27 protein-coding genes are annotated in these 25,238 nt (G+C 50.9%); 4 read left to right on the top strand and 23 right to left on the bottom strand.

Annotated features, from left to right (window positions below):
- Nucleotides 1-84 precede the first annotated feature (84 nt).
- Entirely contained in the window at nt 85-1,404 is a 1,320-nt protein-coding gene (ffh, locus tag ACYVIY_RS16210) for a signal recognition particle protein (RefSeq protein WP_460977419.1), read from the top strand.
- Between the two features lie 61 nt (nt 1,405-1,465).
- Here the strand turns inward: ffh and ACYVIY_RS16205 are convergent, their stop codons facing one another.
- The 20 genes from ACYVIY_RS16205 to ACYVIY_RS16110 form a co-directional block, all read right to left on the bottom strand.
- On the bottom strand, nt 1,466-2,167 hold the full coding sequence (locus ACYVIY_RS16205) for a DNA alkylation repair protein (RefSeq protein ID WP_460977418.1): 702 nt from the start codon (nt 2,165-2,167) through the stop codon (nt 1,466-1,468).
- 60 nt (nt 2,168-2,227) lie between these two features.
- Complete coding sequence (gene ftsZ / locus ACYVIY_RS16200) at nt 2,228-3,694, bottom strand: cell division protein FtsZ (protein WP_460977417.1); 1,467 nt, start codon at nt 3,692-3,694, stop codon at nt 2,228-2,230.
- Between the two features lie 85 nt (nt 3,695-3,779).
- Nucleotides 3,780-5,168 carry a cell division protein FtsA gene (gene ftsA / locus ACYVIY_RS16195; RefSeq protein WP_460977416.1) on the bottom strand — a complete coding sequence of 463 codons (1,389 nt, stop codon included), beginning with the start codon at nt 5,166-5,168 and terminating at the stop codon, nt 3,780-3,782.
- The gene (locus ACYVIY_RS16190) at nt 5,165-5,938 is read right to left on the bottom strand and encodes a cell division protein FtsQ/DivIB (RefSeq protein ID WP_460977415.1); all 774 of its coding nucleotides are present in this window, start codon (nt 5,936-5,938) and stop codon (nt 5,165-5,167) included. Before ACYVIY_RS16190 ends, ftsA begins: the two co-directional genes overlap by 4 nt.
- Before the next feature lie 37 nt (nt 5,939-5,975).
- The gene (gene murC, locus ACYVIY_RS16185) at nt 5,976-7,376 is read right to left on the bottom strand and encodes a UDP-N-acetylmuramate--L-alanine ligase (RefSeq protein ID WP_460977414.1); all 1,401 of its coding nucleotides are present in this window, start codon (nt 7,374-7,376) and stop codon (nt 5,976-5,978) included.
- Nucleotides 7,377-7,477: 101 nt separating this feature from the next.
- Nucleotides 7,478-8,575: an undecaprenyldiphospho-muramoylpentapeptide beta-N-acetylglucosaminyltransferase gene (gene murG / locus ACYVIY_RS16180; protein ID WP_460977413.1), complete on the bottom strand. Its 1,098-nt coding sequence runs from the start codon at nt 8,573-8,575 to the stop codon at nt 7,478-7,480.
- Nucleotides 8,576-8,629: 54 nt separating this feature from the next.
- On the bottom strand, nt 8,630-9,751 hold the full coding sequence (locus tag ACYVIY_RS16175) for an FtsW/RodA/SpoVE family cell cycle protein (protein WP_460977411.1): 1,122 nt from the start codon (nt 9,749-9,751) through the stop codon (nt 8,630-8,632).
- A 23-nt stretch (nt 9,752-9,774) separates the two neighbouring features.
- A complete protein-coding gene (gene murD, locus ACYVIY_RS16170; RefSeq protein ID WP_460977410.1) occupies nt 9,775-11,139 on the bottom strand; it encodes a UDP-N-acetylmuramoyl-L-alanine--D-glutamate ligase in 1,365 nt (454 codons plus the stop codon).
- Nucleotides 11,140-11,228: 89 nt separating this feature from the next.
- Nucleotides 11,229-11,561, bottom strand: coding sequence for a large-conductance mechanosensitive channel protein MscL (gene mscL, locus ACYVIY_RS16165; RefSeq protein WP_460977409.1), 333 nt, complete (start codon nt 11,559-11,561; stop codon nt 11,229-11,231).
- Nucleotides 11,562-11,661: 100 nt separating this feature from the next.
- On the bottom strand, nt 11,662-12,612 hold the full coding sequence (locus tag ACYVIY_RS16160; protein WP_460977408.1) for a DUF3078 domain-containing protein: 951 nt from the start codon (nt 12,610-12,612) through the stop codon (nt 11,662-11,664).
- A 42-nt stretch (nt 12,613-12,654) separates the two neighbouring features.
- Nucleotides 12,655-13,479 carry a mechanosensitive ion channel family protein gene (locus ACYVIY_RS16155; RefSeq protein ID WP_460977406.1) on the bottom strand — a complete coding sequence of 275 codons (825 nt, stop codon included), beginning with the start codon at nt 13,477-13,479 and terminating at the stop codon, nt 12,655-12,657.
- Nucleotides 13,476-13,676, bottom strand: coding sequence for a hypothetical protein (locus tag ACYVIY_RS16150; protein WP_460977405.1), 201 nt, complete (start codon nt 13,674-13,676; stop codon nt 13,476-13,478). The genes ACYVIY_RS16155 and ACYVIY_RS16150 overlap by 4 nt, the downstream gene beginning before the upstream one ends.
- A gap of 6 nt (nt 13,677-13,682) precedes the next feature.
- Nucleotides 13,683-14,291 carry an RNA polymerase sigma factor gene (locus tag ACYVIY_RS16145; protein WP_460977404.1) on the bottom strand — a complete coding sequence of 203 codons (609 nt, stop codon included), beginning with the start codon at nt 14,289-14,291 and terminating at the stop codon, nt 13,683-13,685.
- A gap of 188 nt (nt 14,292-14,479) precedes the next feature.
- Complete coding sequence (locus ACYVIY_RS16140) at nt 14,480-15,034, bottom strand: RNA polymerase sigma factor (protein ID WP_460977403.1); 555 nt, start codon at nt 15,032-15,034, stop codon at nt 14,480-14,482.
- Between the two features lie 142 nt (nt 15,035-15,176).
- Nucleotides 15,177-16,010 (bottom strand): translation elongation factor Ts, encoded by an 834-nt coding sequence (gene tsf / locus ACYVIY_RS16135; protein ID WP_460977402.1) that lies wholly within the window; start codon nt 16,008-16,010, stop codon nt 15,177-15,179.
- A gap of 210 nt (nt 16,011-16,220) precedes the next feature.
- Nucleotides 16,221-17,066, bottom strand: coding sequence for a 30S ribosomal protein S2 (gene rpsB, locus ACYVIY_RS16130; protein WP_460977401.1), 846 nt, complete (start codon nt 17,064-17,066; stop codon nt 16,221-16,223).
- Between the two features lie 157 nt (nt 17,067-17,223).
- On the bottom strand, nt 17,224-17,610 hold the full coding sequence (gene rpsI, locus ACYVIY_RS16125) for a 30S ribosomal protein S9 (protein ID WP_460977400.1): 387 nt from the start codon (nt 17,608-17,610) through the stop codon (nt 17,224-17,226).
- Nucleotides 17,611-17,621: 11 nt separating this feature from the next.
- The gene (gene rplM, locus ACYVIY_RS16120) at nt 17,622-18,065 is read right to left on the bottom strand and encodes a 50S ribosomal protein L13 (RefSeq protein WP_460977399.1); all 444 of its coding nucleotides are present in this window, start codon (nt 18,063-18,065) and stop codon (nt 17,622-17,624) included.
- 126 nt (nt 18,066-18,191) lie between these two features.
- The gene (mraY, locus tag ACYVIY_RS16115) at nt 18,192-19,400 is read right to left on the bottom strand and encodes a phospho-N-acetylmuramoyl-pentapeptide-transferase (protein ID WP_460977398.1); all 1,209 of its coding nucleotides are present in this window, start codon (nt 19,398-19,400) and stop codon (nt 18,192-18,194) included.
- Between the two features lie 84 nt (nt 19,401-19,484).
- Nucleotides 19,485-20,978, bottom strand: coding sequence for a UDP-N-acetylmuramoyl-L-alanyl-D-glutamate--2,6-diaminopimelate ligase (locus ACYVIY_RS16110; protein WP_460977397.1), 1,494 nt, complete (start codon nt 20,976-20,978; stop codon nt 19,485-19,487).
- A 297-nt stretch (nt 20,979-21,275) separates the two neighbouring features.
- Here ACYVIY_RS16110 and ACYVIY_RS16105 point away from each other — a divergent pair, with 297 nt between their 5' ends.
- On the top strand, nt 21,276-21,689 hold the full coding sequence (locus ACYVIY_RS16105) for a hypothetical protein (RefSeq protein ID WP_460977396.1): 414 nt from the start codon (nt 21,276-21,278) through the stop codon (nt 21,687-21,689).
- Between the two features lie 105 nt (nt 21,690-21,794).
- Here the strand turns inward: ACYVIY_RS16105 and ACYVIY_RS16100 are convergent, their stop codons facing one another.
- The 3 genes from ACYVIY_RS16100 to ACYVIY_RS16090 form a co-directional block, all read right to left on the bottom strand.
- Complete coding sequence (locus tag ACYVIY_RS16100; RefSeq protein WP_460977395.1) at nt 21,795-23,900, bottom strand: penicillin-binding protein; 2,106 nt, start codon at nt 23,898-23,900, stop codon at nt 21,795-21,797.
- Nucleotides 23,890-24,288: an FtsL-like putative cell division protein gene (locus ACYVIY_RS16095; RefSeq protein ID WP_460977394.1), complete on the bottom strand. Its 399-nt coding sequence runs from the start codon at nt 24,286-24,288 to the stop codon at nt 23,890-23,892. Before ACYVIY_RS16095 ends, ACYVIY_RS16100 begins: the two co-directional genes overlap by 11 nt.
- 150 nt (nt 24,289-24,438) lie before the next feature.
- Nucleotides 24,439-24,582, bottom strand: coding sequence for a hypothetical protein (locus ACYVIY_RS16090; RefSeq protein ID WP_460977517.1), 144 nt, complete (start codon nt 24,580-24,582; stop codon nt 24,439-24,441).
- Here ACYVIY_RS16090 and ACYVIY_RS16085 point away from each other — a divergent pair.
- The gene (locus ACYVIY_RS16085; RefSeq protein WP_460977393.1) at nt 24,581-24,811 is read left to right on the top strand and encodes a hypothetical protein; all 231 of its coding nucleotides are present in this window, start codon (nt 24,581-24,583) and stop codon (nt 24,809-24,811) included. The two genes, ACYVIY_RS16090 and ACYVIY_RS16085, sit on opposite strands and share 2 nt — an antisense overlap.
- A 2-nt stretch (nt 24,812-24,813) precedes the next feature.
- Nucleotides 24,814-25,221 carry a putative toxin-antitoxin system toxin component, PIN family gene (locus tag ACYVIY_RS16080; protein WP_460977392.1) on the top strand — a complete coding sequence of 136 codons (408 nt, stop codon included), beginning with the start codon at nt 24,814-24,816 and terminating at the stop codon, nt 25,219-25,221.
- The last annotated feature ends 17 nt before the right edge of the window (nt 25,222-25,238 follow it).

The raw sequence follows: 25,238 nt of genomic DNA, 5'->3' as shown, positions 1-25,238 counted from the left end.
CAGCGTCCACAGCCTCACAATCGCGGACCGACAATCGTTGCCCGCCGGAAACTGTTATCTTTGCCCAATTGTTTGTAATAGACTATGTTCGAGAATCTTCAGGATAAACTTAATAAGGCCATAAAAACCCTAAAAGGGCAGGGCCGCATTACCGAAATCAACGTTGCTGCAACGATTAAAGAGGTTCGTCGGGCGCTAACTGACGCCGACGTAAACTATAAAGTTGCTAAAGATATTACGGACCGTATCCGCGATAAGGCCCTCGACCGAAAGGTCTTAATATCGGTTGAGCCCGGTCAGTTGTTCGTCAAGATCGTGCAGGAAGAACTGACGGACCTGATGGGTGGCGAAGCGCAAAGTATCAACATCAAAGGTGATCCGGCGGTGGTATTGATTGCAGGTCTGCAGGGATCTGGTAAGACAACGTTTTCGGGCAAACTGGCGTCGTACCTGAAAAAGCAGGGACGTAACGTTTTGCTCGTTGCCGCTGACATTTACCGCCCCGCTGCTATCGACCAGTTGAAGGTATTGGGCGAGCAGGTAGGCGTTGAGGTCTACGCGGAACCCGAGAATAAAAACGCCGTACAGATTGCACAGAACGCCATCTCACAGGCGCGTAAAACAGGAAAGAAGGTTGTTATCGTGGATACCGCCGGTCGTCTGGCCGTCGATGAAGCCATGATGCAGGAGATTGAAGCCGTTAAACGGGCGATCAATCCGACCGAAACCTTATTCGTCGTTGACTCCATGACCGGGCAGGATGCGGTCAACACGGCTAAGACGTTCAACGATCGGCTCGATTTCGACGGGGTGGTACTGACCAAACTCGACGGTGACGCCCGGGGTGGTGCGGCCCTTTCGATCAAAACGGTCGTGAACAAGCCGATCAAGTTCATCAGCACCGGTGAGAAGATGGAAGCGTTGGACGTATTCTATCCGGACCGTATGGCCAGCCGGATTCTGGGCATGGGCGACGTAATATCGCTGGTCGAGCGCGCGCAGCAAGCGTTTGACGAAGAAGAAGCGAAGCGTATCAACGCCAAGATGCGCAAGAATCAGTTCGACTTCGACGATTTCCTGTCGCAGTTGCAACAGATTAAAAAGATGGGTAACGTCAAAGACCTGCTGGGTATGATTCCGGGTATGGGCAAGATGATTAAAGACCTGGATATTGATAATGATTCGTTCAAACCCATCGAAGCCATAATCAGTTCGATGACCCCGAAAGAACGGCAGCGCCCCGACATCATCGACGGTAGCCGGAAGAAGCGTATTGCCACCGGTAGTGGTACGAGCATTCAGCAGGTGAATAATCTCTTGAAGCAGTTCGACGAGATGCGCAAAATGATGAAAAAAATGAACACCATGCAGGCATCGGGTAAGCTCAACAAGATGATGCGCTAAGCCAAGCCAATAGCATTACATTATAAGAAAAGAGCCGCCTTGAAAAAGCGGCCCTTTCGTTTTATAAATTAAGATAGTAACGACGACGAGCGGGTTCGAAGCGCTCAATAGCGTACCGTAACGCCGTTCTGGGTAGCTGCCGGATATGATCGTGCAGAAACTCGTCCAGCGCGTCTGGATTACGTTTTCCAACCTCCCGCAGCATCCAGCCAACGGCTTTATGAATCAAATCGTGTTTGTGCGGCAGCAAAATCTCAGTAATGCCAAAGGTATCGGCAAACTCATTTTTACGAATGAATGCCAGCGTCGATACGATAGCGATACGCTGACTCCACAGGTGGTTTTCGTGAGCCAGGTCATATAATACGGACCGGTCTCGCTGAAGCAGGTACTGCCCAACAAGCTGCGGACTGGATACATCGACCAGATCCCAGTTATTGACGTACTGTCGGTTAGCCAGGTACTGTTCGAAAATCGTAGTTTGCTGCGCTTGGGCCGCTTTTTTAGTTTGATACACCCAAATCTGCAAAGCAGTCATCCGGCATTCGTGGTACGGATCATGGAGCAGCCGCTCAGTTTCTTCAACGGGAAGGTTTAAAAACTGCTTCGCAATGTTGTGTTGCTGCGGCATGGATAAGCCCAGAAACTGATCACCTTCGCCATACTGCCCGGGCTTTGTCTTGAAAAAGCGGGCGGCAAAGGTAGCTCGTTCGGGTTGCGCTAACGCCAATAGTGCGTTCTTAACGTCAGTTGCGGTGGTCATATTAAAAAAGCGGGGACTTCATCTCGAAAGTCCCCGCGTAGTATTCAGGTAAGCTCAGTGTTAATCGTTCAGCTTGGAACGGATAAACTCGTGCTCCGCCAGAAGAGGCAGTGAGTAGAGCACGGTTTTATTACGTTCAAACGCCGGTCGATCCAGCTCAGTTGGCGAAAAATGTCCTTTAACAAACGCATCGACCATCCGCTCAATCATTTCAGCGTCGTTAGGACGCTCTTCTTCGTCCAACAGCAGTACGTCGCCCTCTGGTTCGTCGTAAGAAAACGGACGTAGCGTCGAACCAGATTCCGGCCGAATGATGGTAGAGCCATTATAGCTCGTTGGGGTTTGTTTTTCGTCAGCTTTAACGGTTACCCCCGTAAGTTTGTCGTCGGGCTCATCGCCTTCCGGACCAACCGGAACCAGTACGGCCTCTGGCTCCTCCAGCTCAGCACTGTCCTCTACCGTATCGGTTGGCTCGCTAACTTCGGCAGTGGGTTCGTCCGTCGTATCAGCTGGGTTAGGAGCGATCTCAACCGTATTCCGAAGCTGATCCATCAACGTAGTGGTTCCGCCGAAGCCAGCCGCAATGATGGTTACCCGCAGGCTCTCTCCCAGTGTTTCATCCGTGATCGCTCCGAATTTAAACATGCGGGCTTCAGCCTGAATCTTTTTGGCGACGTGCTCCGAAATAGCCATCTGCTCTTTCAGCCGCATGGCGTGTTCCTTACTCGATGAAATTGTAAGCAGGATCCGCTTGGCCCCCCGAATGTCGTGGTCATTGAGCAACGGGGAGTTCAGGGCGGCTTCAATAGCCCGTAGCGCGCGATCTTCACCAGCCACTTCCGCCGAACCCATTACGGATTGGCCGGCCTGTTCGAGCACCTTCTTAACGTCGGCAAAGTCAGCGTTGATGTCACCCTGCGTCGTGATAATTTCGGCGATACTCTTCACTGCGTTGGCCAAGACGTCATCGCCATGCGCATACGCTTCAGTCCAGGTCAGCTCGCTATACAACTCAGCCAGTTTATCGTTCAGAACAACCAGTACCGTATCGCAGCTTTTCTTAAGCTTCTCGATACCTTCCCGGGCCTGCTCTTTTTTGTCGGTTCCTTCGTACCAGTAGGGTGCGGTTACAACCGCGACGGTCAGCAGTCCCATTTCCCGGGCGACTTCGGCCACAACGGGTGCTGCCCCCGTACCAGTGCCGCCCCCCATCCCGGCCGTAATAAAGACCATTTTGGTGGGTGGTGCCAGCAGATTACGAATTTCGTCGATGCTGGCGCGAGCCGCGTCTTCACCGGCTTTGGCTTCGGTTCCAGCCCCTAGCCCATCGCCTAACTGCAACTTGGTCGGCACCGGATTGCTCATCAGCGCCTGCCGGTCGGTGTTGCAGACCGCGAAGTTCACGTCCCGCATGCCCAGGTTGTACATGTGCTTAACAGCGTTGCCGCCCATTCCGCCCACGCCCACAACCTTGATTATGGTCGGATTGTCATCCGGTATTTCGAATCTATAGCCCTGACTAAGCATTGTGTCGGTCTGTGGTGTCTTTTCGTTATACAAAAACTGCCTGATAGCAAATAACCGACCTCTGGTCGGTTTCCCCAGCGGGTCGTTAATACGTATCGGTTTCGCTGCCGCGAATGGGCCGGGTCATCTTCCGGAACCAGCCTAGCAGCCCCGTTTCTTCCGGCTCTTTTTCAGGCACTGGCTTTTCCTTCTCCCGACTAACCGGTGGTACATAGGCCGGGCGTGCGGGGGTTGGGGCGGGCTCTTCAGTATAGCTACGGTTCGGATCACTTATAAACGAGATTCGATTGTCAATCGTTTTGTAACCAGCCCATACTAAGCCGACTGCCGTCGCATAGGCCGGGTCGCCAACCAGATCGGCGCGACCATTTGGCTCCAAATGTTCTGGATACCCTACGCGCACCTCTTCGACGCCAGTTACGCGCCCGAAGATTTGTTCTACACCCGGAATCAGGGCCGTTCCACCGGTCAACACAATGCCACCCAGCAGTTTGCCTTCGTATCCAGAACGAATGATTTCGGCCTGCACCAGGGCGGCAATCTCACGAAGCCGATCTTCGATGATTACCGCTACGTTCTTCAGCAGCACATCTTTAGGTCGGCGATTACTCAGGCCGGGTACGGCAACCACCTCATTGATGTTATATTCGTTGGGGTTAGCGTTACCAAACTTCTTTTTAAGCTGCTCGGCCTGATTGGGCAGAATTTTACAACCCGCCTGTATGTCGGAAGTTAGGCTATTGCCTGCCCACGGAAACACCGCCACATGCCGGAGTACATTCCGGTAGTAGATCGCCATTTCCGTAGTGCCCCCGCCAATATCAACCAGAGCGACCCCGGCATATTTTTCTTCGTCGGTCAGTACCGCCAAGCCCGACGCCAGCGCCGACAGCATCATGGTATCCTGCGCCAGGTTATTCCGATTAATGCATTTCCGAATGTTACGAGCCGCGGTCGCCTGCGCCGTAATGAGCTGAAAATCAGCACCCAGCTTCACACCAATGCGACCAACGGGTTGGTTAACGTTTGTTTCACCGTCGACCATGAAATCCATGGGCAATACGTGCACAATTTCTTTATCGGCCGAAATAGACGGATTTCGGTACATGTCACTCAGCAGGTGGTCGATGTCCTCCATCTGGATTTCATCGCCCGACGACGAGCGTGTAATGCTGCCGCTTGATTTAACGGACGTAACGTGTGACCCGCTGAAACTGACATTCACCAGATGAATATTCAGGTTTGACTGGTTAGACGCTTCCGTAACAGCTCGCTTAATGGCATTGACCGTATTATTCACGTTCACGACGGAGCCTTTCGCTACGCCATCCGACAAACTGGTTTCACCCACGCCCAGTACTTCGAGCGTTTCCTGTTCCTTGTTGTTACGAATTAACCGACCGGCCACTGCACATACTTTCGTGCTGCCGATGTCCAGGCCCACCACTATTTTCTCGTCCATACCCGTTGTCATTCGCAGACTATTTGATTTCGATACTGAACGCTCACCCGGCTGTAGCGATCCCAGCCTTTGACCGGTAAAACGTCTGTATAGACTAATTTCAATTTTTTAAACTTGGCTTCCAAATCCGTCGGAGGCCCAAACTCAATCCGGTGGTTACCGAGCTGCGGCCACATGGTCACTTCGCCCCGTTCATCCACCGACAACTCGGTAATCTGCGCCCGCCAAAACGGATCGGAATGAATATACTTCAACAAAGCCAGTAAGGGCTGGTTTCGTTCGTTGGCCAGCGAACGATTATGCCCGAAGTACGTTCCGGTCAGGATGGGTACTCGCGCGGAGTAGTTCATCGAAATCGGGAAAAAGCGCCCTTCCTCACTTATGTACTGGCCCTGTACCGACCGGGTTCCGTCGCCAGAAACCATCAGGCGGGCTATTGGCCGGGGCTGCTCGACCTTGACGAGCAAGTCGCCCGTTAAGTCACGCGACACCTGACAATTTTTTACCAACCCGTGCTGCTTCAGTCTCGTCTCTAGTTGCTTAAAACTTACGTCGGTGTAATCCTTCCCAATGACCGGGTCGGCCCCGCCGTTCGTTAAGTAACCCATTACATCCCGGCGAGTCAGAAACTGGTGACCATCAACCTGATCGAGCCTAACTACCACTGCCCGAACATGCTTCTGCCCCTGTCGAACCTCCGTAAATGCAATCAGACCGAGTAGACTAAAAAGCCCTCCGGCCGTAAACAGCCACTTTTTGGTTGAATTAAAGGTAGAAAACATCTGTAAATAAGCTAAGTTGTCGGACAGATATATTTATCTATTGGTCTTCTAGTATAGTTTTTAGCGTGGGTAAGAGTTGATCAATATCGCCCGCGCCAATCGTTACCAGCAACGAAGGCGTCAATTGCTGCACTAGGCCAGGTAATTCCACTTTGGTGCACTGATACTTTGTTTTTGATCGAATATCGCGAAAAATCAGGTCAGCGCTAACACCCTCGATCGGCAACTCACGCGCGGGGTAAATATCCAGCAGCAGTACGTTGTCAGCTAAGGATAAACTTTCGGCAAAACCCTCCGCAAAATCGCGTGTACGGCTGTATAAGTGCGGCTGGAAGATGGCTGTTACGTCACGATCGGGATATAGCGCTTTAACCGACGACAAAAACGCATGTACCTCGGCCGGATGGTGGGCATAATCGTCGATTAGCACCGACTTGTCAGTTTTCAGTACATACTCGAACCGGCGCCGAACGCCCCGATAACTGTTTAATGCGGAGCGAATGGCCTCCGGCGACACGCCCAGTTCCAGGGCTACGGCACTAGCCGCTACCGCGTTCTCTACGTTATGAAACCCCGGAACGATCAGTTCAATACCAGCAATAACCCCTTGCGGATACACCAGGTCGAACACAAACGTAGCGTTTTCAACGCGCAGGTTCTGGCTATAATAATCACCTCCCTGGAGCGAATACTGCCGAACGTCAGCGGTTGTTTTGTCGGCCAGCGACAACCCGCTTTTCATAAACAGCACGCCGGGTTTGCCGGTATGATCGGGTTTTATCTGACTGACAAACAAGCCAAATGACTCAAGCACCGCATCGTGCGCTCCGTAAATATCCAGGTGATCGGCGTCCGTAGAGGTGACTATGGCCAACTGCGGAAAGAGCGTCAGAAACGACCGGTCAAACTCATCAGCTTCCACTACGCACACGACCGATTTTAAGTCTTCAGCGGGTTCATTCAGGAGAAAATTAGTTCCGTAATTATTGGTAATGCCCCCCAGAAAAGCCGCGCAGTTAACGCCAGCGTCGCGCAGGATATGAGCGACCATGGATGACGTTGTTGTTTTGCCATGCGTACCGGCTACGGCCACCGTTTTCATCTGACCGGCCAGCAAACCCAGCACCTGCGACCGCTTCTGCAACGTAAAACCGTTCTCGGTCAGGTATATATATTCGGCGTGCGTTTTAGGAACGGCAGGGGTGTAAATCACCAGCGTTTCGGTTGGATTTTCGCGAAACACAGCGGGTATCTGGTCGACATCTTCCGTAAAATGAATGGTCATGCCTTCGGCTTCCAGCGTGTTTGTCAGAGCGGTAGGCGTTTTATCGTATCCCGCAACGGTATAGCCGTTTACGCCAAACCAACGGGCTAAAGCGCTCATACCGATGCCGCCGATACCCAGGAAATAAATGTATTTAAACTGATCTAAGGTCATTAGTTGCTACGTATGGTCATCACTAGTCATTGGTTATCATTTATGGTCATTGGTATATAACTTGTTTGTAATGACCATGAATGACGTTTGCACGATGACAATTAATGCTGTTTTGTTAATTGAATTACCTCCTCCGCAATTTCACGGGCGGCATTGGGTTTCGCTAAAGTTTTTATCTGGGTGCTCAACTGCATTCGCTGGGGCATATCGGCCAGCAGGTTCAGGGCCGCTGAGACGAGTTGCTCCCGGGCGTCCTGATCACGTACTAACAAGGCTGCGTTCCGTTCGACGAGTGCCATCGCGTTTTTCGTCTGATGATCTTCGGAAGCCGCCGGAAAGGGAACCAGTATTGCCGGACGACCAACCAAACATAACTCCGATACTGACAGCGCCCCCGCCCTCGACACAACCGCATCGGCAACGGCATAGGCTTTATCCATATCGTAGATGAAGTCATACGCTTTCACCAAAGGCGAGTTCAACAGGGCCACTGCCGACCGAGCCCGTTCGATAAAGGCCGGGCCGGTTTGCCAGATCACCTGAATACCGGCTTCAACGAATCGTTTTAGCCCGGTCTCCATGCTCTCGTTAATCGTTCGGGCACCTTGGCTACCCCCAATGATCAGCAGTGTTGGTCGATTGTCCTCCAGCTCAAACAGGGCCCGTCCGGCGCCAATCTGCTGGTCGGCGAATTGAATATCAGTACGTACCGGATTACCCGTCAGCCTGATTTTACCCGCCGGAAAGAACGCATCCATGTCTGGGTAAGCAACACAGATCCGTTTCGCCCATCGCGCCAACACTTTGTTGGTCAATCCGGCGTATGAGTTCTGCTCCTGAATCAAAATGGGAACGCCTTTTCGAGAGGCCGCCAGTAATAACGGACCACTGGCGTAACCACCAACGCCCACCGCTACGTCTGGTTTAAAGTCACGAACGATTTCCTGCGCGCGTAGCAGGCTTCGGCCCAGTTTAAGCGGAAATGCCAGATTAGCCAAAGTAAGCTCCCGTTTGATGCCCACTACAGGTAGGCCCACGATACTATAACCGGCCCGTGGCACCTTCTCCATCTCCATTTTTCCTTCGGCACCAACGAACAGAATTTCGGTTGCTGGATCAATTGCCTTCAGTTCATTGGCAATGGCGATGGCTGGGTAGATATGCCCCCCCGTTCCTCCCCCACTGATGATAATCTTCATGTACGATGACGTATTACCTTTCGTTTTTCTCCCGTTAAAGCACAAAAACGACTCTTATATTTTACTCTCGTCGGCCTCTTCCCGGCTGACACTCAACACAATGCCTACGGCTAAACCGGTAAATATGAGCGATGTCCCTCCCATGCTTAGCAAGGGTAACGGCTGACCGGTTACGGGGGCTAAGCCGATTGCCACGCAGATGCTGGCAAAGGCCTGAAACACAATGCTGAAGGTTAGCCCCGCCGACAGCAGCCCCCCAAACGGTCGGGTGGCTTTCTGAAGGGTTTTCATCCCTCGCCACAGAAACCAGATGTAGGCCAGCACAACCGGAATGCCCCCCAGCAGGAGCCCGTATTCTTCGACGATAATGGCGTAGATAAAGTCGGAGAATGGGTTAGGCAACGTATTACGCTGGTGACTATTGCCGGGCCCCTGCCCAGTGAGCCCCCCGTTAGCCAGGGCGATATACGATTGCTCAACCTGATAAACAATCGTATCTGAGTCCATAAAATTTTTGATCCGGTTTGTGGCGGTACCAAACCGCTGTCCGAGAATCAGCGCCAGCCCGCCAAACACCACGCAGACGCCGATCATGTACGCCAGATAACGTACCGGCACCCGACCGATATACATGAGCAGGAAACACGTAGCGCCCAGCAACAACGCCGTTGACGTATTCGACAGAATAATCAGCGAGCAGATTACGCCAATCCAAAGAATGAGATTGAATAGTACGCTCGGATCGTTCATGAACCGCTGCCGCTTAGCCAGCATAGCCGCCAGGTTCGAGATCAGGGCTAGTTTAGCCAAATCGGACGGCTGAAACGTTTGGTTAATAATGGGAATAGTTACCCAGCGGGACGCATCGTTCAGCGTTGAGCCTTTAAAAAACGCCCAAAGTAACAACGGAATCGACAGCCAGAGGCCAAACTTGGAGAGCCGGGCGTAATAAATGTAATTTACCCGGTGGGCAAAATATGTGCAGGCCAGACCGATCAGCAACAGTGATCCGTGTTTCAGCAGAAAGACCTCCGTATTGCCGTCCAGCTCGCGAAACGCCTTTGTACCAGTCGCACTGTATACAACCAATACGCTCATAATCGACAGGTAAAGAACAATCCACCAAATCTGGCGATCGCCCTTTAGGTGCGTACGAATCCAATCCCGGAGAGCCATAAAACGAATCTAAAATAGGTGGTTTATGATGTATGCGTATCGGCTAACTCACGAACGGCGGCCTTGAACTGATTGCCCCGATCTTCATAGTTCTTGAACAGATCGAAACTGGCACAGGCAGGCGATAACAGAACAACGTCACCGGGCTGACCAAGCGCCAACCCCTTCGCCACGGCGTCGCGAACATCCTGTGTCTCGTACAAAGCAGGCACTTTGTCCCCAAAGTAGTCCACTAACTTATGGTTGTCGACGCCCAGGCAAATTAAGGCTTTCACTTTCTGCCGAACCAGTTCATCCAGCTGGCTATAATCATTGCCCTTATCCTGACCACCCGCAATCCAGATCGCTGGCGTTTCCAGGCTCGACAGCGCGTAGAATACCGAGTCGACATTGGTGGCCTTCGAGTCGTTTATAAACTGGATGCCGTTGATCGTTCCGGCCGGTTCGAGCCGGTGAGCCGCGTTCTGAAACGTTTTTAGCCCTTCTGTAATCGCTTCGTCCGACACCCCAACCGATTGAGCGGCCAGCACGGCGACCAGCATGTTAATTGCGTTATGCGGGCCACGCAGTACCGTATCGCTCATGGGCAGCTGAAACAGACGACCTTTATACATAGCCTGTAAGGTACCGTCGATTAGGCGACCACCCGACTCAAGTGGGGAAGCTACTGATGCGAGCGACACAGGCAGTCGGTTTACATCTGGGTTTCGTTTGCTCAACTCGTCCTGAACGGGCTGACTCTCCTGAAAATAGATTAAATCGTCGGTTGGGCGGGCGTTTTGCAGTATTCGAAACTTAGAATCTACGTAATTCTGAAAATTATACCCGTACCGATCTAGGTGATCGGGCGTAATATTCAGCAGCACCATTACGTCCAGATGGGTTTCGTACATGTCATCCAGCTGGAAACTGCTCAACTCCAGTACGTAGTAGTCATACGGATCGGAGATCACCTGTTCGGCAAAACTATCGCCTATGTTACCAGCTAATCCAACGTCCAGGCCAGCCGTTTTTAACAGGTGATACGTAAGCAGCGTCGTGGTGGTTTTGCCATTACTGCCGGTAATGCCGATGAGTTTTGCGGTTGTGTAGCGGGCAGCAAATTCAATTTCTGAGATAACCGACGTACCCTGCGCTTTAAGCTTCTGCACAAGGGGTACGGTGGAGGGAATGCCGGGGCTTTTTATGACTTCCTGAGCTACCAGGATTCGTTCCTCGGTGTGCTGTCCTTCTTCAAACTGGATCCCGGCGGTCTGAAGCGTTGTCCGGTAGCTTTCTTTTAAAGCTCCCCGATCCGACAAAAACACGTCGAAGCCTTTTGCCTGCGCTAACAGGGCCGCTCCTACTCCACTTTCCCCACCCCCGAGGATAACTACTAATGCTGCCATACGTAATCGCTACTAGTGGCAAAATAACGCATAAAACAAAAGCCTCCCGAAGGTGCGGAAGGCTTTTACCTCGAATTTATCTAAATAAACTATTCCTTGGGAGCCATAGAACTCGACAGGCGCATGCGGTTAGCCGCTTTTACGATCAGAAAAATAACCCACGCGACAATCAGAAACTGGACGATGTTGTTGAGAAAGTTACCGTATCGAATGGCCACTTCGGGTTCGGTACCTACCGCTTCTTTCAAGACCACTTTCCACTGCGTTAAATCGACTCCACCCAGGAGTAAGCCGATAATCGGGTTGAGAATGTCTTCAACCAGCGAGTTAACAATCTTCGTAAAGGCTGCGCCAATAATGATACCAACGGCTAGATCAAGGACATTACCCTGAGCAATGAAGGCACGAAATTCTTTAATCATGTTCGGATTACGTTTAGGTCAAACAATCTACCGGAGAAAAATCGTCAGTAAGCTAATGAGAATCAACTAGCTATCAAAATAACAGGAAGTAACCGCCCGTTTATTTCTTTCGGAATGTGCTAACGTTGTATACCAGACCGATTGCCAGCGTCTGTTGCAGTTGCAGGGCGTCCGAAAAATCTTCGTCATATAAGGCAATTACTGCTAGCGTCGTCGTCAGATACCGGTTGATCTTGGCCGTCAGGGTCAGGTCTAACCGGTGATCGATGGCATCTAGTGTTTGGTAATTGGCATAGAGCTGGTACTTGGCATTGATACTAATGTTTTCACTTAGATTCCGCGTCAGAGCCGCCTGTAGCTGCAGCGCCAGCCATTCGGTTCGGATGCTTCTTCCCGGTGCTACACCGTAGGCATCAGCCGTAGGGTCACGAATTGGTATTTTATCCGCTCCTTCCCGAAAGCGAACGCTTTGATCCGACAGAAACGTTAACCGGGGTGCAAACGGACTTACCCGCACAGCAAACCAGTCGTTGGGCTTATAGGCAACACCCCAGGCAAAGGTCAATTGTCCCGGCGACAGAAAATTAGAGACTTTGAAGCGTGTCTCGTTGAGGGCCAGATTCGTGTAGCGGTAACCCGGTGCAAAGAACGTACTGAACGTACCGGAGGCAAACATATCTAGTTGGGACGAGATTTTACATCCTGCTACTGAATTCAATAAAAGCTGGTCAGCGGCTTTACGCGACGTACCGTTCTGGTTAACGAAACCGAGTTGTAGGTCAGCCGTATTGTCCCACGACCAGCGCGCTTTTTCGTAGAGCGCCCGAGCGGCAATTACCGCGCCTATCGCAATTGAGTTGGTACCACCGCCTGCCCAGTTACTGAACGATGCCTGGTTAAAATTAACTCCACCGCTGAACGACCGCTGCCAGTACGACGTATCGGGCTTTATAGCAACAGTATCTTTAAAATTGGTAACGATGGTCGAGTCCTGCGCGAAGGCTGCCGTTATGCACAGCCAGCTTATACATACGTACGCGATTATTCTCATAAGACAATGAATATTGATTGGGCGTATAGAACTCAGCTCGTTCTAAAATATTTCCACCTTACGGGTTTGCAGAGTTTGCAGCGGAAACACGGTCGTTGTCTCGCCGGTACGTAGCGTAAGAGCCGTCGTATCGATCTTGATGATCTCGCCTTTTACGCCGTCGATCTGAATAACCTGCCCTTCTTTGTACTTATTCCGGGAGTAAAAAGACGAAAGTATATTCGCCATCACATCGCGCGAGGCTAAACCGTAGCCGATGGCAAACGCAAAAATGACCCCGCCGATGATGAGGTTAAAGCTGGATTCAAGCAACTCGGTATTGATACCAGCCTGACCAAGCGCGCTAATAACGGTAACGATCAGGAAAAAGAAGAAAACAATCATGCCCAACAGCCGACCCGAGGCAATGTTGAACGACTGACATACGCTCACAACGGCACCCCGTAGAGCATCGGCGACCAGCACGCCAACCTGAAGCATAATCGCTGCGGCAACCAACTTGGGAATAAAATTAACCAGCGACGACACCATCTCTGTAATGGCCGATACGCCCAGGGTCTCGGTCGCGGCTTTGATGAAAACGAGCAGAATGAAGTAGTAGAGTACCTTCGCGACAATCTCACTAAGCTTGATTTCGGTTTTTAGCTGTTTGATGATCCCAATATCATTTAGCCGATCGCCTATTTTGTCGAAGCCGATCTGGCCTAATACCCGACGGGTAATTAAAGCGGTAAGGCGAGCAACGGCTATCCCGATCAAGAGAATCAGCAACGTACCCAGTAAGCGCGGTACAAACTCAACAAACTGATCGATCAGGGCCTGAAACGTATTTTGTAGTACTTCGGTCAGATTCGGTAGTGGTTTCATGGATTGGATTTCAACGAATCAGCGCCATCAGATGGCAGGGTAGCAAGCGCTGATGCTACGCCGAACAAGTCGCCGACGTATAGTTCTACGATGGTTAATGCATTTTTGATCAAGTCGATGTCCGACATGATCTGTTTCTTAAGGCGGGGTGGACATACGTCGTCCGGCTCCAGCTCCTTGAATGGGTTAGTTGTCATGGCGAATCAACGAAACAGGTCACGTAGCGAAAGGGCAGCTTTAATGGCGAGCAATACCCAGAATACCGCTCCTTCGAGGTAAATTTTACGCAGCTTATCGCGCGATCGTTTCAGGCGCATCTTCACCGCATTCTCCGTAAGCCCGTTCAGATCGGCAATCTCCCGTATGCTGATGTCGTCCTGGTACTTCATCAGCAGCAGCATCCGTTCTTCAGCCGCAAGTCTCTGCATCGCTTTTTGCAGGTGCTGCACTTCTAATTCTGTCACCTCCGCATGGCTATCATCGTCGCTCACTACGTTCAGTCGATCCCAGCCCTCATCGACATAGACTTCTCGTCGGTAGGCGGATGCCCGCGTCTGGTCCAGGCAGTAATTATAGGTAAGCGTGTAGAGCCAGGTAGAGAATTTCGCCTGCTCCCGGAAGCTGCCCAGCTTCGTTACCAACTTCAAAAACACGTCGTGTGTATAATCTTCAGCCTGAACGGGGTCTTTCGAGAACGACAGACACTTCCGGTACACTTTGTCGCAGTAGCGTTCGTATAAAGACTCAAAGTACTGGTTACGCTGCGTTTCAAGATATAGGCGGACCAGCTCCTCGTCCGAAAATTGCTTCATTTAAAATGGGGTATTGGCTGTTAAGACCAAAAGAAATGGAAAAGTAACGGCTTTAGCATATAAAATTGGAGAGTGCGCTCGATTCCAACAAAAAACTCGGCTTATGGCCGAGTTTAACATATAAGCATACAATACGTAGTGCCATAGCGGCCAAATGGCCTGCTGACTACTGTTTTTCTGGGTAAAAATTAGTCGATACGTTGTTCAGCATAATATTGGCGAAGCCGATCACGCGACCGTTTCAGGCGCATCTTCACCGCGCTTTCCGTGATTGAATGCCGTATGGCCAACTCCCGGATGCTGAGATCCTCCTGGTATTTCTGTTGCAGCAGATCCTGATCATCAGGAGCTAATCGCAACATCGCTTGCTGAAGCTGCCAGGCTTCAAGTTCCTCCTGCTCAGGAGCCCCATCATCGGCATTCAGGTCTAACGTTTCCCATCCTTCATCCATCAGCGTTTCCTGACGGTAGCGAGGAGTCCGAACCTGATCAGTACAGTAATTATAGGTGATCGAGTATAACCAGGTAGAAAATTTAGCCTGTTGTTTAAATCCTTTTAATTTTAGCATCAAACGCAGAAAAATATCCTGTGTAAGGTCCTGCGCCTGTGAAGAATCCTTTGTAAACGATAAGCACTTCCGGTGTACCTTATGGCAATACCGCTCATATAGTTGTTCAAAATAATCGTTCTCCTGAGTCTCTAAGTAATTACTAACTAATTCTTCGTCACTGTATGTTTGCATCGGTTACGGTATTATAGTTGATGAGCTAGTTTTGCTAATTCAGTTACATCTACGTATAAATACCTACACCCAGTTTTCTTGCAAATAAAAAACCCAGCCTGTTTAGCCGGGTTTTTTACTAAGCGGTAGGTTAACATTGGTTTTATCCAATAGAAACACGCTTAAACGCTGAAACGGTAAGACCCTTACTGGTTTTGTCTAAAAGCTGAGCGATTGTTAACGAGCTATCTTTTACAAACTCCTGGTTCAGCAGGGTGTTCTCTTTGTAGAATTTGTTCAGTTTACCCATCGCGATTTTTTCCAACATCGCTTCGGGCTTACCTTCCTGACGAGCCTGTTCTTTACCGATTTCGATTTCGCGTTCTACAATCGTCGCATCAACGCCATCTTTATCGAGAGCAACGGGTTTCATAGCGGCAATTTGCATCGCTACGTCTTTACCGACTTCCGTTACGTCAGTACCGTTCGTATTCACCAGACCAACCAGTACGCCCAGCTTGCCATTCGAGTGAATGTATGAAACCACTTTATCGGCGGAAACCGTCTCGAACGACGCTACGTCGATTTTCTCGCCGATTTTACCCATCAGGTCCGTAATGTGATCCTGCAAAGCCCGACCATCGGCTTGTGGAGTTGCCAGCAACGTTGCTTTATCAGCAGCGTTCGTAGCAACAGCCGTGCTCATAACCGCCATTGCCAAGTTCTGGAAGTCGGCTACTTTCGATACAGGCTCGGTTTCGCAGGCCAGAGCGATTACTTTACCGCTTTTGCCATCTTCGCTTACGTGCGCCAGAACGATACCTTCGGCCGTAGCGTTGTCAGCGCGTTTATCAGCTATTTTTTGACCCTGCTTCCGCAGAATTTCTTTTGCTTTCTCAAAATCGCCGTCAGCTTCGGTGAGGGCTTTTTTGCAGTCCATCATTCCGGCTCCGGTCTCTTGCCGAAGCTTATTTACATCAGCAGCGGTAATTGCCATTGTTCTAACAGGTTTCAGTTGTTAATTTTTTACGTTCGGTTACCATCGCTTTTCACGTACTGGTAACGTCGGAATCAATTTATTACAGAATAGCCCATAGCGGCTGGCTATGGGCTATTCTATAAGTTGTAAAGTTTTATAGTTATATAGTTGGCGAGTTTCCTCTGTTACAAACTTTACAACTCTACTACTTTACAACTGTATAACTTTCTAGTCTTCCTGCTCCTCTTCAGCAACAGCGGCTGGCGAAGCAGTCGCTTCTGCACCTTCCTGCAGTTTGCTTTCGTCTTCGGCGCGGGCTTTAACCAGGTCTTCGTTACGTTTCGCTTCTTCCTCCTCCTGGATGCGCTGATCGTCTTTATCCTGCTTACGCTCCATCAGACCTTCTTCAATGGCCCGGCCGATAGCCAGCGTAATCAACGAAATTGACTTATACGCGTCATCGTTAGCCGGGATCGCGAAGTCAACTTCTTCTGGGTTCGAATTCGTATCGCACATAGCGAATACAGGGATACCCAAACGATGTGCTTCGGCAACGGCGATGTGCTCACGCTTTACGTCAACGATGAACAGAGCAGCAGGCAGGCGAGTCAGATCGGCAATACCACCGAGTACGCGCTCCAGCTTTTCTTTATCACGGCTACGGGTTAAACGCTCCCGCTTGGCAATGCTCTTGACGGTCTCCTCGTCTTTCAGCATTTTGTCCAGCGTTTGCATTTTTTTCAGCGATTTACGAATCGTCGCGAAGTTCGTTAACATACCGCCCTGCCAGCGATCGGTTACGTACGGCATTTTCAGGCGACGCGCTTCTTCCGAAACGATCTCCTGTGCCTGTTTCTTCGTGGCGACGAACATCACTTTCCGACCCGAGCGAACAATACCTTTGATGGCATTGCAGGCTTCGTCGAGTGCCGCTACTGTTTTATTGAGGTCAATAATGTGGATGCCGTTCTTCTCCATGAAGATATACGGAGCCATCCGGGGGTCCCACTTCCGCGTTAAGTGGCCAAAGTGCACACCAGCGTCGAGGAGGTCTTTATATTCGATTTGTGCCATTTCCGAAAAATGAACAATGTAAAATGAATAATGAATAATACGCAGCACCGGGCATCGGCATCATCTAAGCCCGATCTGGACGATAAAATCTGTTTTTGTTGTTTGCCTGTTTAGTTGCTCATTACAAACAACTGAACACGTAAACATCCAAACAATCTTAGCGTTTCGAGAACTGGAACCGCCGACGTGCTTTGGCACGACCGTACTTTTTCCGTTCTACCATGCGCGAATCCCGCGTCAGGAATCCTTCTTTCTTCAATGCCGGACGGAACTCAGCGTTCAGTTCAACCAGTGCACGGGCAATAGCCATGCGGGTTGCTTCGGCCTGACCCGATACACCACCACCACGAACGTTTACTTTCACGTCGTAGCCGCCTACACCGTTGATCGTTGCGAAGGGCTGGTTCAGAATAATTTGCAGGACTTCGGTTGGGAAATATTGTTTGTAATCTTTTCCGTTAACCGTGATGGCTCCGCTGCCAGCCGACATATAAATGCGGGAGATAGCAGTTTTACGGCGGCCAATAGTGTTAATACGATCCATTCGTCTGTAACTTAGAATTTAACGACTGTGGGTTGTTGAGCCTCGTGAGGGTGCTGCTCACCGACATACACATGCAGGTTGGTAAACAACCGCCGGCCGAGCCGGTTCTTTGGCAACATACCTCTCACGGCATGTTCGATGATGCGCTCGGGGTGCTTTTCGAGCATCAACCGGGGCGTAGCAAAGCGCTGACCGCCGGGGTAACCCGTATGGCGGACGTATACTTTGTCGGTCATCTTCGAGCCAGTCAGGCGTACCTTCTCGGCATTGATGACGATCACGTTATCCCCGCAGTCAACGTGCGGTGTGAAGTTGGTTTTGTGTTTGCCGCGGATCAGGCGTGCGATTTGGCTGGCCAGCCGACCGAGCACTTCGCCCTGAGCGTCAACCACAATCCAATCCTTCTGCACCGTTTCTTTGTTGGCAGAGATGGTTTTGTAACTGAGCGTATTCACTGTTATGGAGACTAATTGTTTGATTTCTAATTACTTGCTTCTAAAAAAAGCACTCCCGCTTCAAAACGGGAGTGCAAATATAGGCGTTATACCGCTGAAATACAAGGGAGTGCCGACTTTTCGTTACTAACGCAATTTCAACGTAGCCAGGGCAATTACGGCCAGCATAATCCCTACAATCCAGAACCGCGTGACCAGCTTGGCCTCGTGGTAGCCTTTCTTCTGGAAATGGTGGTGTAGGGGTGCCATCAGGAAAATCCGCCTTCCCTCACCGTATTTCTGTTTAGTGTACTTAAAGTAACTGACCTGAAGAATTACGGAGGCATTTTCTGCGATAAAAATGCCGCACACCACTGGAATCAGGAATTCTTTCCGGATGGCCAGAAATAAGACGGCAATAACGCCACCCAGCATCAGGCTGCCGGTATCGCCCATGAACACCTGGGCAGGATAGGAATTGTACCACAGAAAACCGACGCAGGCTCCCACAAAAGCCGCACAGAAGATCACGAGTTCGCCCGAGTTGGGAATGTACATGATGGTCAGGTACTGCGATGCAATCTTGTTGCTCGACAGCCACGCCAGTATGCCCAGCGTCAATCCGATGATCACCGACGTACCAGCCGCTAACCCATCAATTCCATCGGTAATGTTTGCCCCGTTCGATATGGCCGTGATCAGAAAGATACACACCAGTACGTACACAATCCAGGTGTAACTATCGGGAAGCAGCCCAAAAAGTAGCGTACTGTAATCAAAATCAATGTTCTTCACGAACGGAACGGTGGTTAGCGTCGACTTAATGTCGGTATACACATCCGGTACCGCCGACGTATTGAGCAGTCGGGGGGCATATTTACGGATTTTAACGTACTCGTTGAAATACAGGGTCAAACCGACAATTAAGCCCAGTCCGATCTGACCAACTACTTTGAACTTACCCTGTAATCCTTCTTTATTTTTCCGGAAGACTTTGATGTAATCATCCAGGAAGCCAATAAGCCCCGTCCAGACAGTTGACACCAGCGCCAGCACGATGTACACGTTCGATAACTTCGCGAACAGGAGCGCGGGAATAAGCAGCGAAGCCAGAATAATGAAACCGCCCATGGTTGGCGTTCCCCGTTTCTGCATCTGCCCTTCCAGCCCCAGGTCGCGGATCGATTCGCCAATTTGAAGGGTACGTAGTGTGTCGATGATCCGTCGCCCGAAAATGGCGGCAATCATCAGCGAGGTAACGACGGCACCAAGCGCCCGGAATGAAATGTATTGAAAGACCCCCGCACCCGGAATGTTATAGCGTTCGTCAAGAAACTGGAATAGGTAATAGAGCATCTAATAAAGAGAGCGAAAGAGTGAAAGAGTGAAAGAATGAATAGTATGCCGCTCTTTCACCCTTTCGCTCTTTGTTGGTCAAAGTTACTGATTTCCGCGTTCCGCGAAAGCGTTGCGTAATACCAGCCGGTCGTCGAAATCATACTTGACGCCTTTTATCTCCTGATACGTTTCGTGGCCTTTACCAGCTACCAGAATAATATCGTGCGGATGCGCCAGCGATACGGCCCGTCGAATGGCTTCGTGCCGATCTTCGATCGTTAGCGTTTTCTTGAAATCAACGGGGGAGACACCCGCCTGCATCTGCTCCAGAATCGCCATTGGATCTTCATTACGTGGATTATCCGACGTCAGAATGACCCGGTTACTGAATCGGCAGGCGATCTCGGCCATGATTGGTCGTTTGGCCGCATCCCGGTTGCCTCCGCAACCCACGATCGTAATTACCTGGGGCATACGGCCCTGTTCGTTCGCCTGTAGCAAACCACTAATGGTTTCCAGCACGTTCTGGAGCGCGTCCGGCGTATGCGCGTAATCGACGATACCTACAATTTTATCGTCGGAGACAACTTGCTCAAAACGCCCCGGCGGAGGAGTGGTGCCTGAGAGCAGGGTTAGCACTTCGGTTGGGTCTTCACCCAGCAGGACCGCTGCGCCATACACACTCAGCAGATTATAGGCATTGAACCGCCCGATCAGTTTGAACCACACCTCACGCTCGTCAACGAGCATATTCAGCCCGAATAAGCTGTCGGCGAGAATCTTGCCTTTAAACGTAGCCAGCGTTTGCAGCGAGTACGTTTCCTTACGGGCCGCCGTGTTTTGGAGCATCACCAGCCCGCGTTTATCGTCGACATTCGTGAGCGCGAAAGCCGAAGCCGGTAGTTGATCGAAAAAACCTTTTTTAGCCCGAATGTAATTGTCGAACGTACCGTGAAAATCGAGGTGATCGTGGGTAATGTTCGTAAAAATGCCCCCCGCAAACACAAGCCCAGCGATACGTTCCTGCACAACGGCATGTGAGCTCACCTCCATGAACACGTGCGTACACCCGTGGGCCAGCATCTGCGTTAGCAACTGGTTTATGGTGATAACATCGGGGGTGGTATGCGTGGTGGGTATAATTTGATCGTCAATTTGATTCTGAACCGTCGACAGCAGGCCGCATCGATACCCTAACGAGCGGAACAGATTGAAAAGTAACGTAGCAACGGAGGTTTTGCCATTGGTGCCCGTTACGCCCACAAGTTTTAATTTTTGCGAAGGCTGTCCGTAAAAATTAGCGGCAACAAGACCCATCGTCCGGGCCGAGTCCTGCACACGCACGAACGTAACAGCATTAGCTGACTGGTACTGAGTAAGCTCCGCCGGAAATTCTTCGCACAAAATAGCAGCCGCCCCCTGCCGAATGGCCGTTTCGATAAAGGTATGCCCATCGGTGACCGTACCGCGTACGGCGATAAACAAACTACCGGGACCAACCTTTCGCGAGTCCATGGTCAGATTCGTGATGTCGGCGTCCATACTGCCAGACGTAGCCAGCAAGGAAATTTTATAGAGAAGGTCTTTTAGCTGCATACGGGTTGAACGAGCACGTAACGGGCTTTATAACTACAAAAAAACAGTGTAGGCTTGGTTCTGCCTAATTTTTATGCAGCCGCGCGCTGCCCTCCCCTCTTGATTACGTCTACTTCCCGACCCAATTCAACGTGTAAAGTACACAACTCCCATCCCGGTATTATACAACTTATACCCAAATTTCGACGCTTCGTTAGCTCGTTTCTACCTTCCATCCAATTCCTTGTGGACGAACGCATTATGTAGGCTTACATTTGCATTGTCAATCACAAACAACAACAAAAACTATTGAACACCATGAAAGTATTATTCAAATCCTTCCTCCTGGCCCTAACGCTCCTGGCAGCCTTTAGTGCAATTGTTTACATGACTGCTAGTGCAGCGCAGGGCCGTCCAATGAACCCAACTAGTCCGGTTGAAATGCGCTCGGCGGTATTTCCATCGTCATCGGCAAGCGTGCTGAACGTAATCGTTGAGAAGTCGTCGTCGAAGCCGGTTGTTATCCGCCTGGTCGATAAGAAAGGCAACATCTTAGGCAGCCAGATTACGGGTAAGAAATCGGGTAACTACCGGGTTAAATTCAACATCGAGCAGTTAACCGATGGCGAATACGAAGTTGAGCTGGTTAACGGCGAGACCATCAGCCACCACTCATTCTCGGTATCGACGCCAACCCGCGTCAGCGTGAACCGGACCATTGCTCTGCAATAAGCAGCGAAGCAGCAGGTCACAAAAAAGCTACACCCCGCTGAGGGGTGTAGCTTTTTTGTTTTAATACGTAATGTATAACCCAGGCAATGCCATTCGCCAGTGGGACTACTCCAGCCGCAGGGCAATTTGTCGGCTCGCGTCAATGTTGCTTTCTGGAGCCAGCGACTGTTCTTTTACCTTCCCGCGTCCTTCTACCTGTACCCGCAATCCCCGATTTTCGAGCAGAAACAGCGCATCGCGCAACGCTAAGCCCCGCACATCCGGCACCTGATTCTGCCGGGTCGGGCGGCTCTTCCAGCGACCGGCCGTCGATGCTTCGACCCAGCCTTCGGTGGCGGGTTCGCTATCCATGTTCAACGTAGTACTGATCGTATGCAGATCATCAGAGTAACCCGCCAGCAATCCGGCTGCTGGGCGCTTCTGACGCCTGCTCCCCCGAATCGGCGCGTGCATCCGGATATCATACGCCACAATGCGGTCCGCGACTTCCTTGAACACCGGAGCTGCCACGGCACCGGCATACAGCAAATCGATATTGTCCCCCTGCGGAGTATCGACAACGGTGATCATGCTGTATTTGGGGTTATCGGCCGGGAAATACCCGATGAACGAGGTATAGTATTTACCAACCTGATACCGACCATTTATAATCTTCTGCGCCGTACCGGTCTTTCCCGCAATGGCGTAATGCGGATTGTTAATGTGTTTCGCCGTACCCTGTGCTACCACGCCACGTAACAACTCTTGGGCTTTGCGAGCGGTTTCAATAGAGCAGATGCGTTCCGGCGCTACGTAAGGTGCCCGGTCTTCAATGATTTCATCGGCCAGCTTGATCTGCTTTACAATCATAGGCCGTACCCATTTGCCATCGTTGGCAACAGCGTTATAAAAGGTCAGCATTTGCAGGGGGGTAATCTGCATTTCGTACCCGTACGACATGGATGTCAACGAGACCTTACTCCATCCTTTCATGTCTGGATTGCGTACAACCGGAACGGCCTCGCCTTTCATGTGGATGCCGGTTGGCTGGGTAAGCCGAAACTTACGCAGGTATTGACAGTATAAATCCGGACGCTTATAAAAATAGCTGCGCATGAGCAGGTGAGTCCCGACGTTTGATGACTTTTCAAACACTTGCCGCGCCGTGATTGTCCCTTTCCCGTTCCGGCTGGCATCATGAATATTTAAGCCATTGTAGCGCGTTGAGCCGTTGCCCGTAGCAACGAGCTGGTTAAGAGAAATGGCTTTCTCTTCCAGCAATGCCATCATCGTCGCCAGCTTGAAGGTGGACCCAGGGTCTGTGCGGCCGGCCAGTGCATGATTGAAGTTTTCAACGTAACCACTGCCCCGCCGGGTCAGGTTAGCCATCGCCCGAATTTCGCCGGTTGCTACCTCCATAACGATGACGCAACCTTTGGCTGCATTGTATTTTTCGAGCGCGGAGTGCAGAGCTGATTCGGCCATGTCCTGAAAATTAACATCGATCGTCGTGTACAGATCCATGCCCGGCTCTGGCTTCATACCCGGCCCATCGTCGACGGGTTTACGCACCCCACCCGACAACACCTCCACCAATCCCACTGCGTTTTTCCCCGCCAGCGCCGGTTGAAAGCTGGCTTCCAGACCAATCAAGCCGCGACCCGTTTTAGCGTCCAGGTTGCCGATTGTCCGCTCAGCCATGCGACCGAAGGGATGGTAACGCTCGTAATACGGGCGCAGCACACCACCACGGGCTGCAACCTTCGCCGACGAGCGAAAGAAAGGCCACTTCAACATGTACTGTCGCTCCTGGAACGTAACGCGCCGACGGTTCAGCAGGACGTACCGACGTTTACGTCCACGGGCGTCGCGCACCAAATCAGCGTAGTCCTGAGCCGAACGGTCTTTGTAGATGCGAGATAAAAGTAAACCGAGCGAATCGACCTTCCGGGCAAAATACTCGGGTTTGGCAACGGTTGGGTCCAGGCCTACTACGTAGGTTGGCAGGGAGGTCGCCAGCAGCCGTCCATCGGCCGCGTAAATATTGCCGCGCATGGCGCGGATGGTGTCCCGCTGAATCAGTGTAGACGCTACCCGCTCGCGCCAGAATCGCCCCTTGAAGGTTTGAAAATACTGCACATACACCAGCCGCATCACGACACAAACGGCGAGAAAAATAACGACGTAGAAAACGTTATTCGCCCGGGAAATAATATCCTGCTTAATGTTCATCGGACTTGACAACTAATTTATGGGGTGGGGTCTGGCTATCGGTTAAGCCCAGAGATGTAACACGTTTGCTAAGTTCAGACTGTTTGCCGCTTCGGTCGTATTCGGCTTGCAATACAGTAGCCTGCGAGCGTAGTTCGTCAACCTGAATCTTTGTCCGCTGAATCCGGCGGACAAGCCGCTCGGCATTGTGGTTCAGGCCGATATACAAAATGAGCAGGAACGTTACCCACAGAATGCGGTCGATGTGCCGGATCGGCCAGGCGTTATCTTCGCCAAAGAGCCGGTCAAGACCAATAAAGTCGTTCAGCCAGGACGCCATCTTCAGCTTTCGTCGCTGCTTCTTTTGCTTGGCCACCCGCTCGGGTTCTCTAAACGTATTCTTAGCCATGTTGAGTCGTGTGTGGGGAGGGATGATGCCGTTACAAAGTAACAAAAACATCGTTTGCAGTTCTGCGGGCTATTTGATCATTTGTGCGTTGCGCATAAAAAATCCCGAAAGCTTAGCCTCCGGGATTAGCACGTTTGTCTGGAAATCCATTTACTCTTTCCAGCGCCACTCGTTGGCAATCTGCAAGGGTGTTCGCAGGCCCTGCGCGACCAAGTAATCGCGGGTTTGGGTATCGGTAGGATTGTTATTCGGATATTCACTGTTTATTTTTGGTAGATTAATTGTCTTCGTCATGCATACAGACCTTACGTCTCCCTTGTCGCCTTTACAGGTTGAACTACTTAAAGCCTTTGCGATGCCTACGGTCGACGAAAACGATTTGGTAGAAATCCGAAAAATGCTGTCTCAATATTTTGCTCGTAAGGCGTCTATGCAGGCTCAGCAGCTGATGGAAGAGCGGAGAATGGCAGCGACTGATATTGACGCTATCGCCCACCAGCACAATCGGGTTTCCAAACCTTAGTCATGAAGATTGTCGTTGACACCAACGTGCTACTGAATGCCATTCTCCCTACATCAGGCAATTTCTGGTTGTTTGAAGGCATCATCAGTGGTACGTTCACACTCTGCGTTTCTAACGAAATTCTAACGGAGTACTCTGAAGTTTTTAGCCGGTTCTACGACTCAACGGTTGCCGAAAGCTTTCTGACGGCTCTTACTTACAGCCCATTTGTCGAGAAAACAGACACTTATTTCCACTGGATTGCGATTGAAGCAGACCCGGACGATAACAAGTTCGTAGACTGCGCAGTTGCCGCTAATGCTCAGTGCATTATCACCAATGATCGCCATTTCGACGTCCTTCAGAAACTGGAATTTCCCAAAGTGTCGGTTCTCTCTCCTTATGCATTTCGCCAGATAGCAGGGGCCTGAGTAGCCCCCGCCATTTC

The organism is Spirosoma knui (assembly GCF_054780635.1).
Note: the sequence above shows the minus strand (reverse complement) of the source record. Positions and strands in the feature narration are given on the sequence as shown.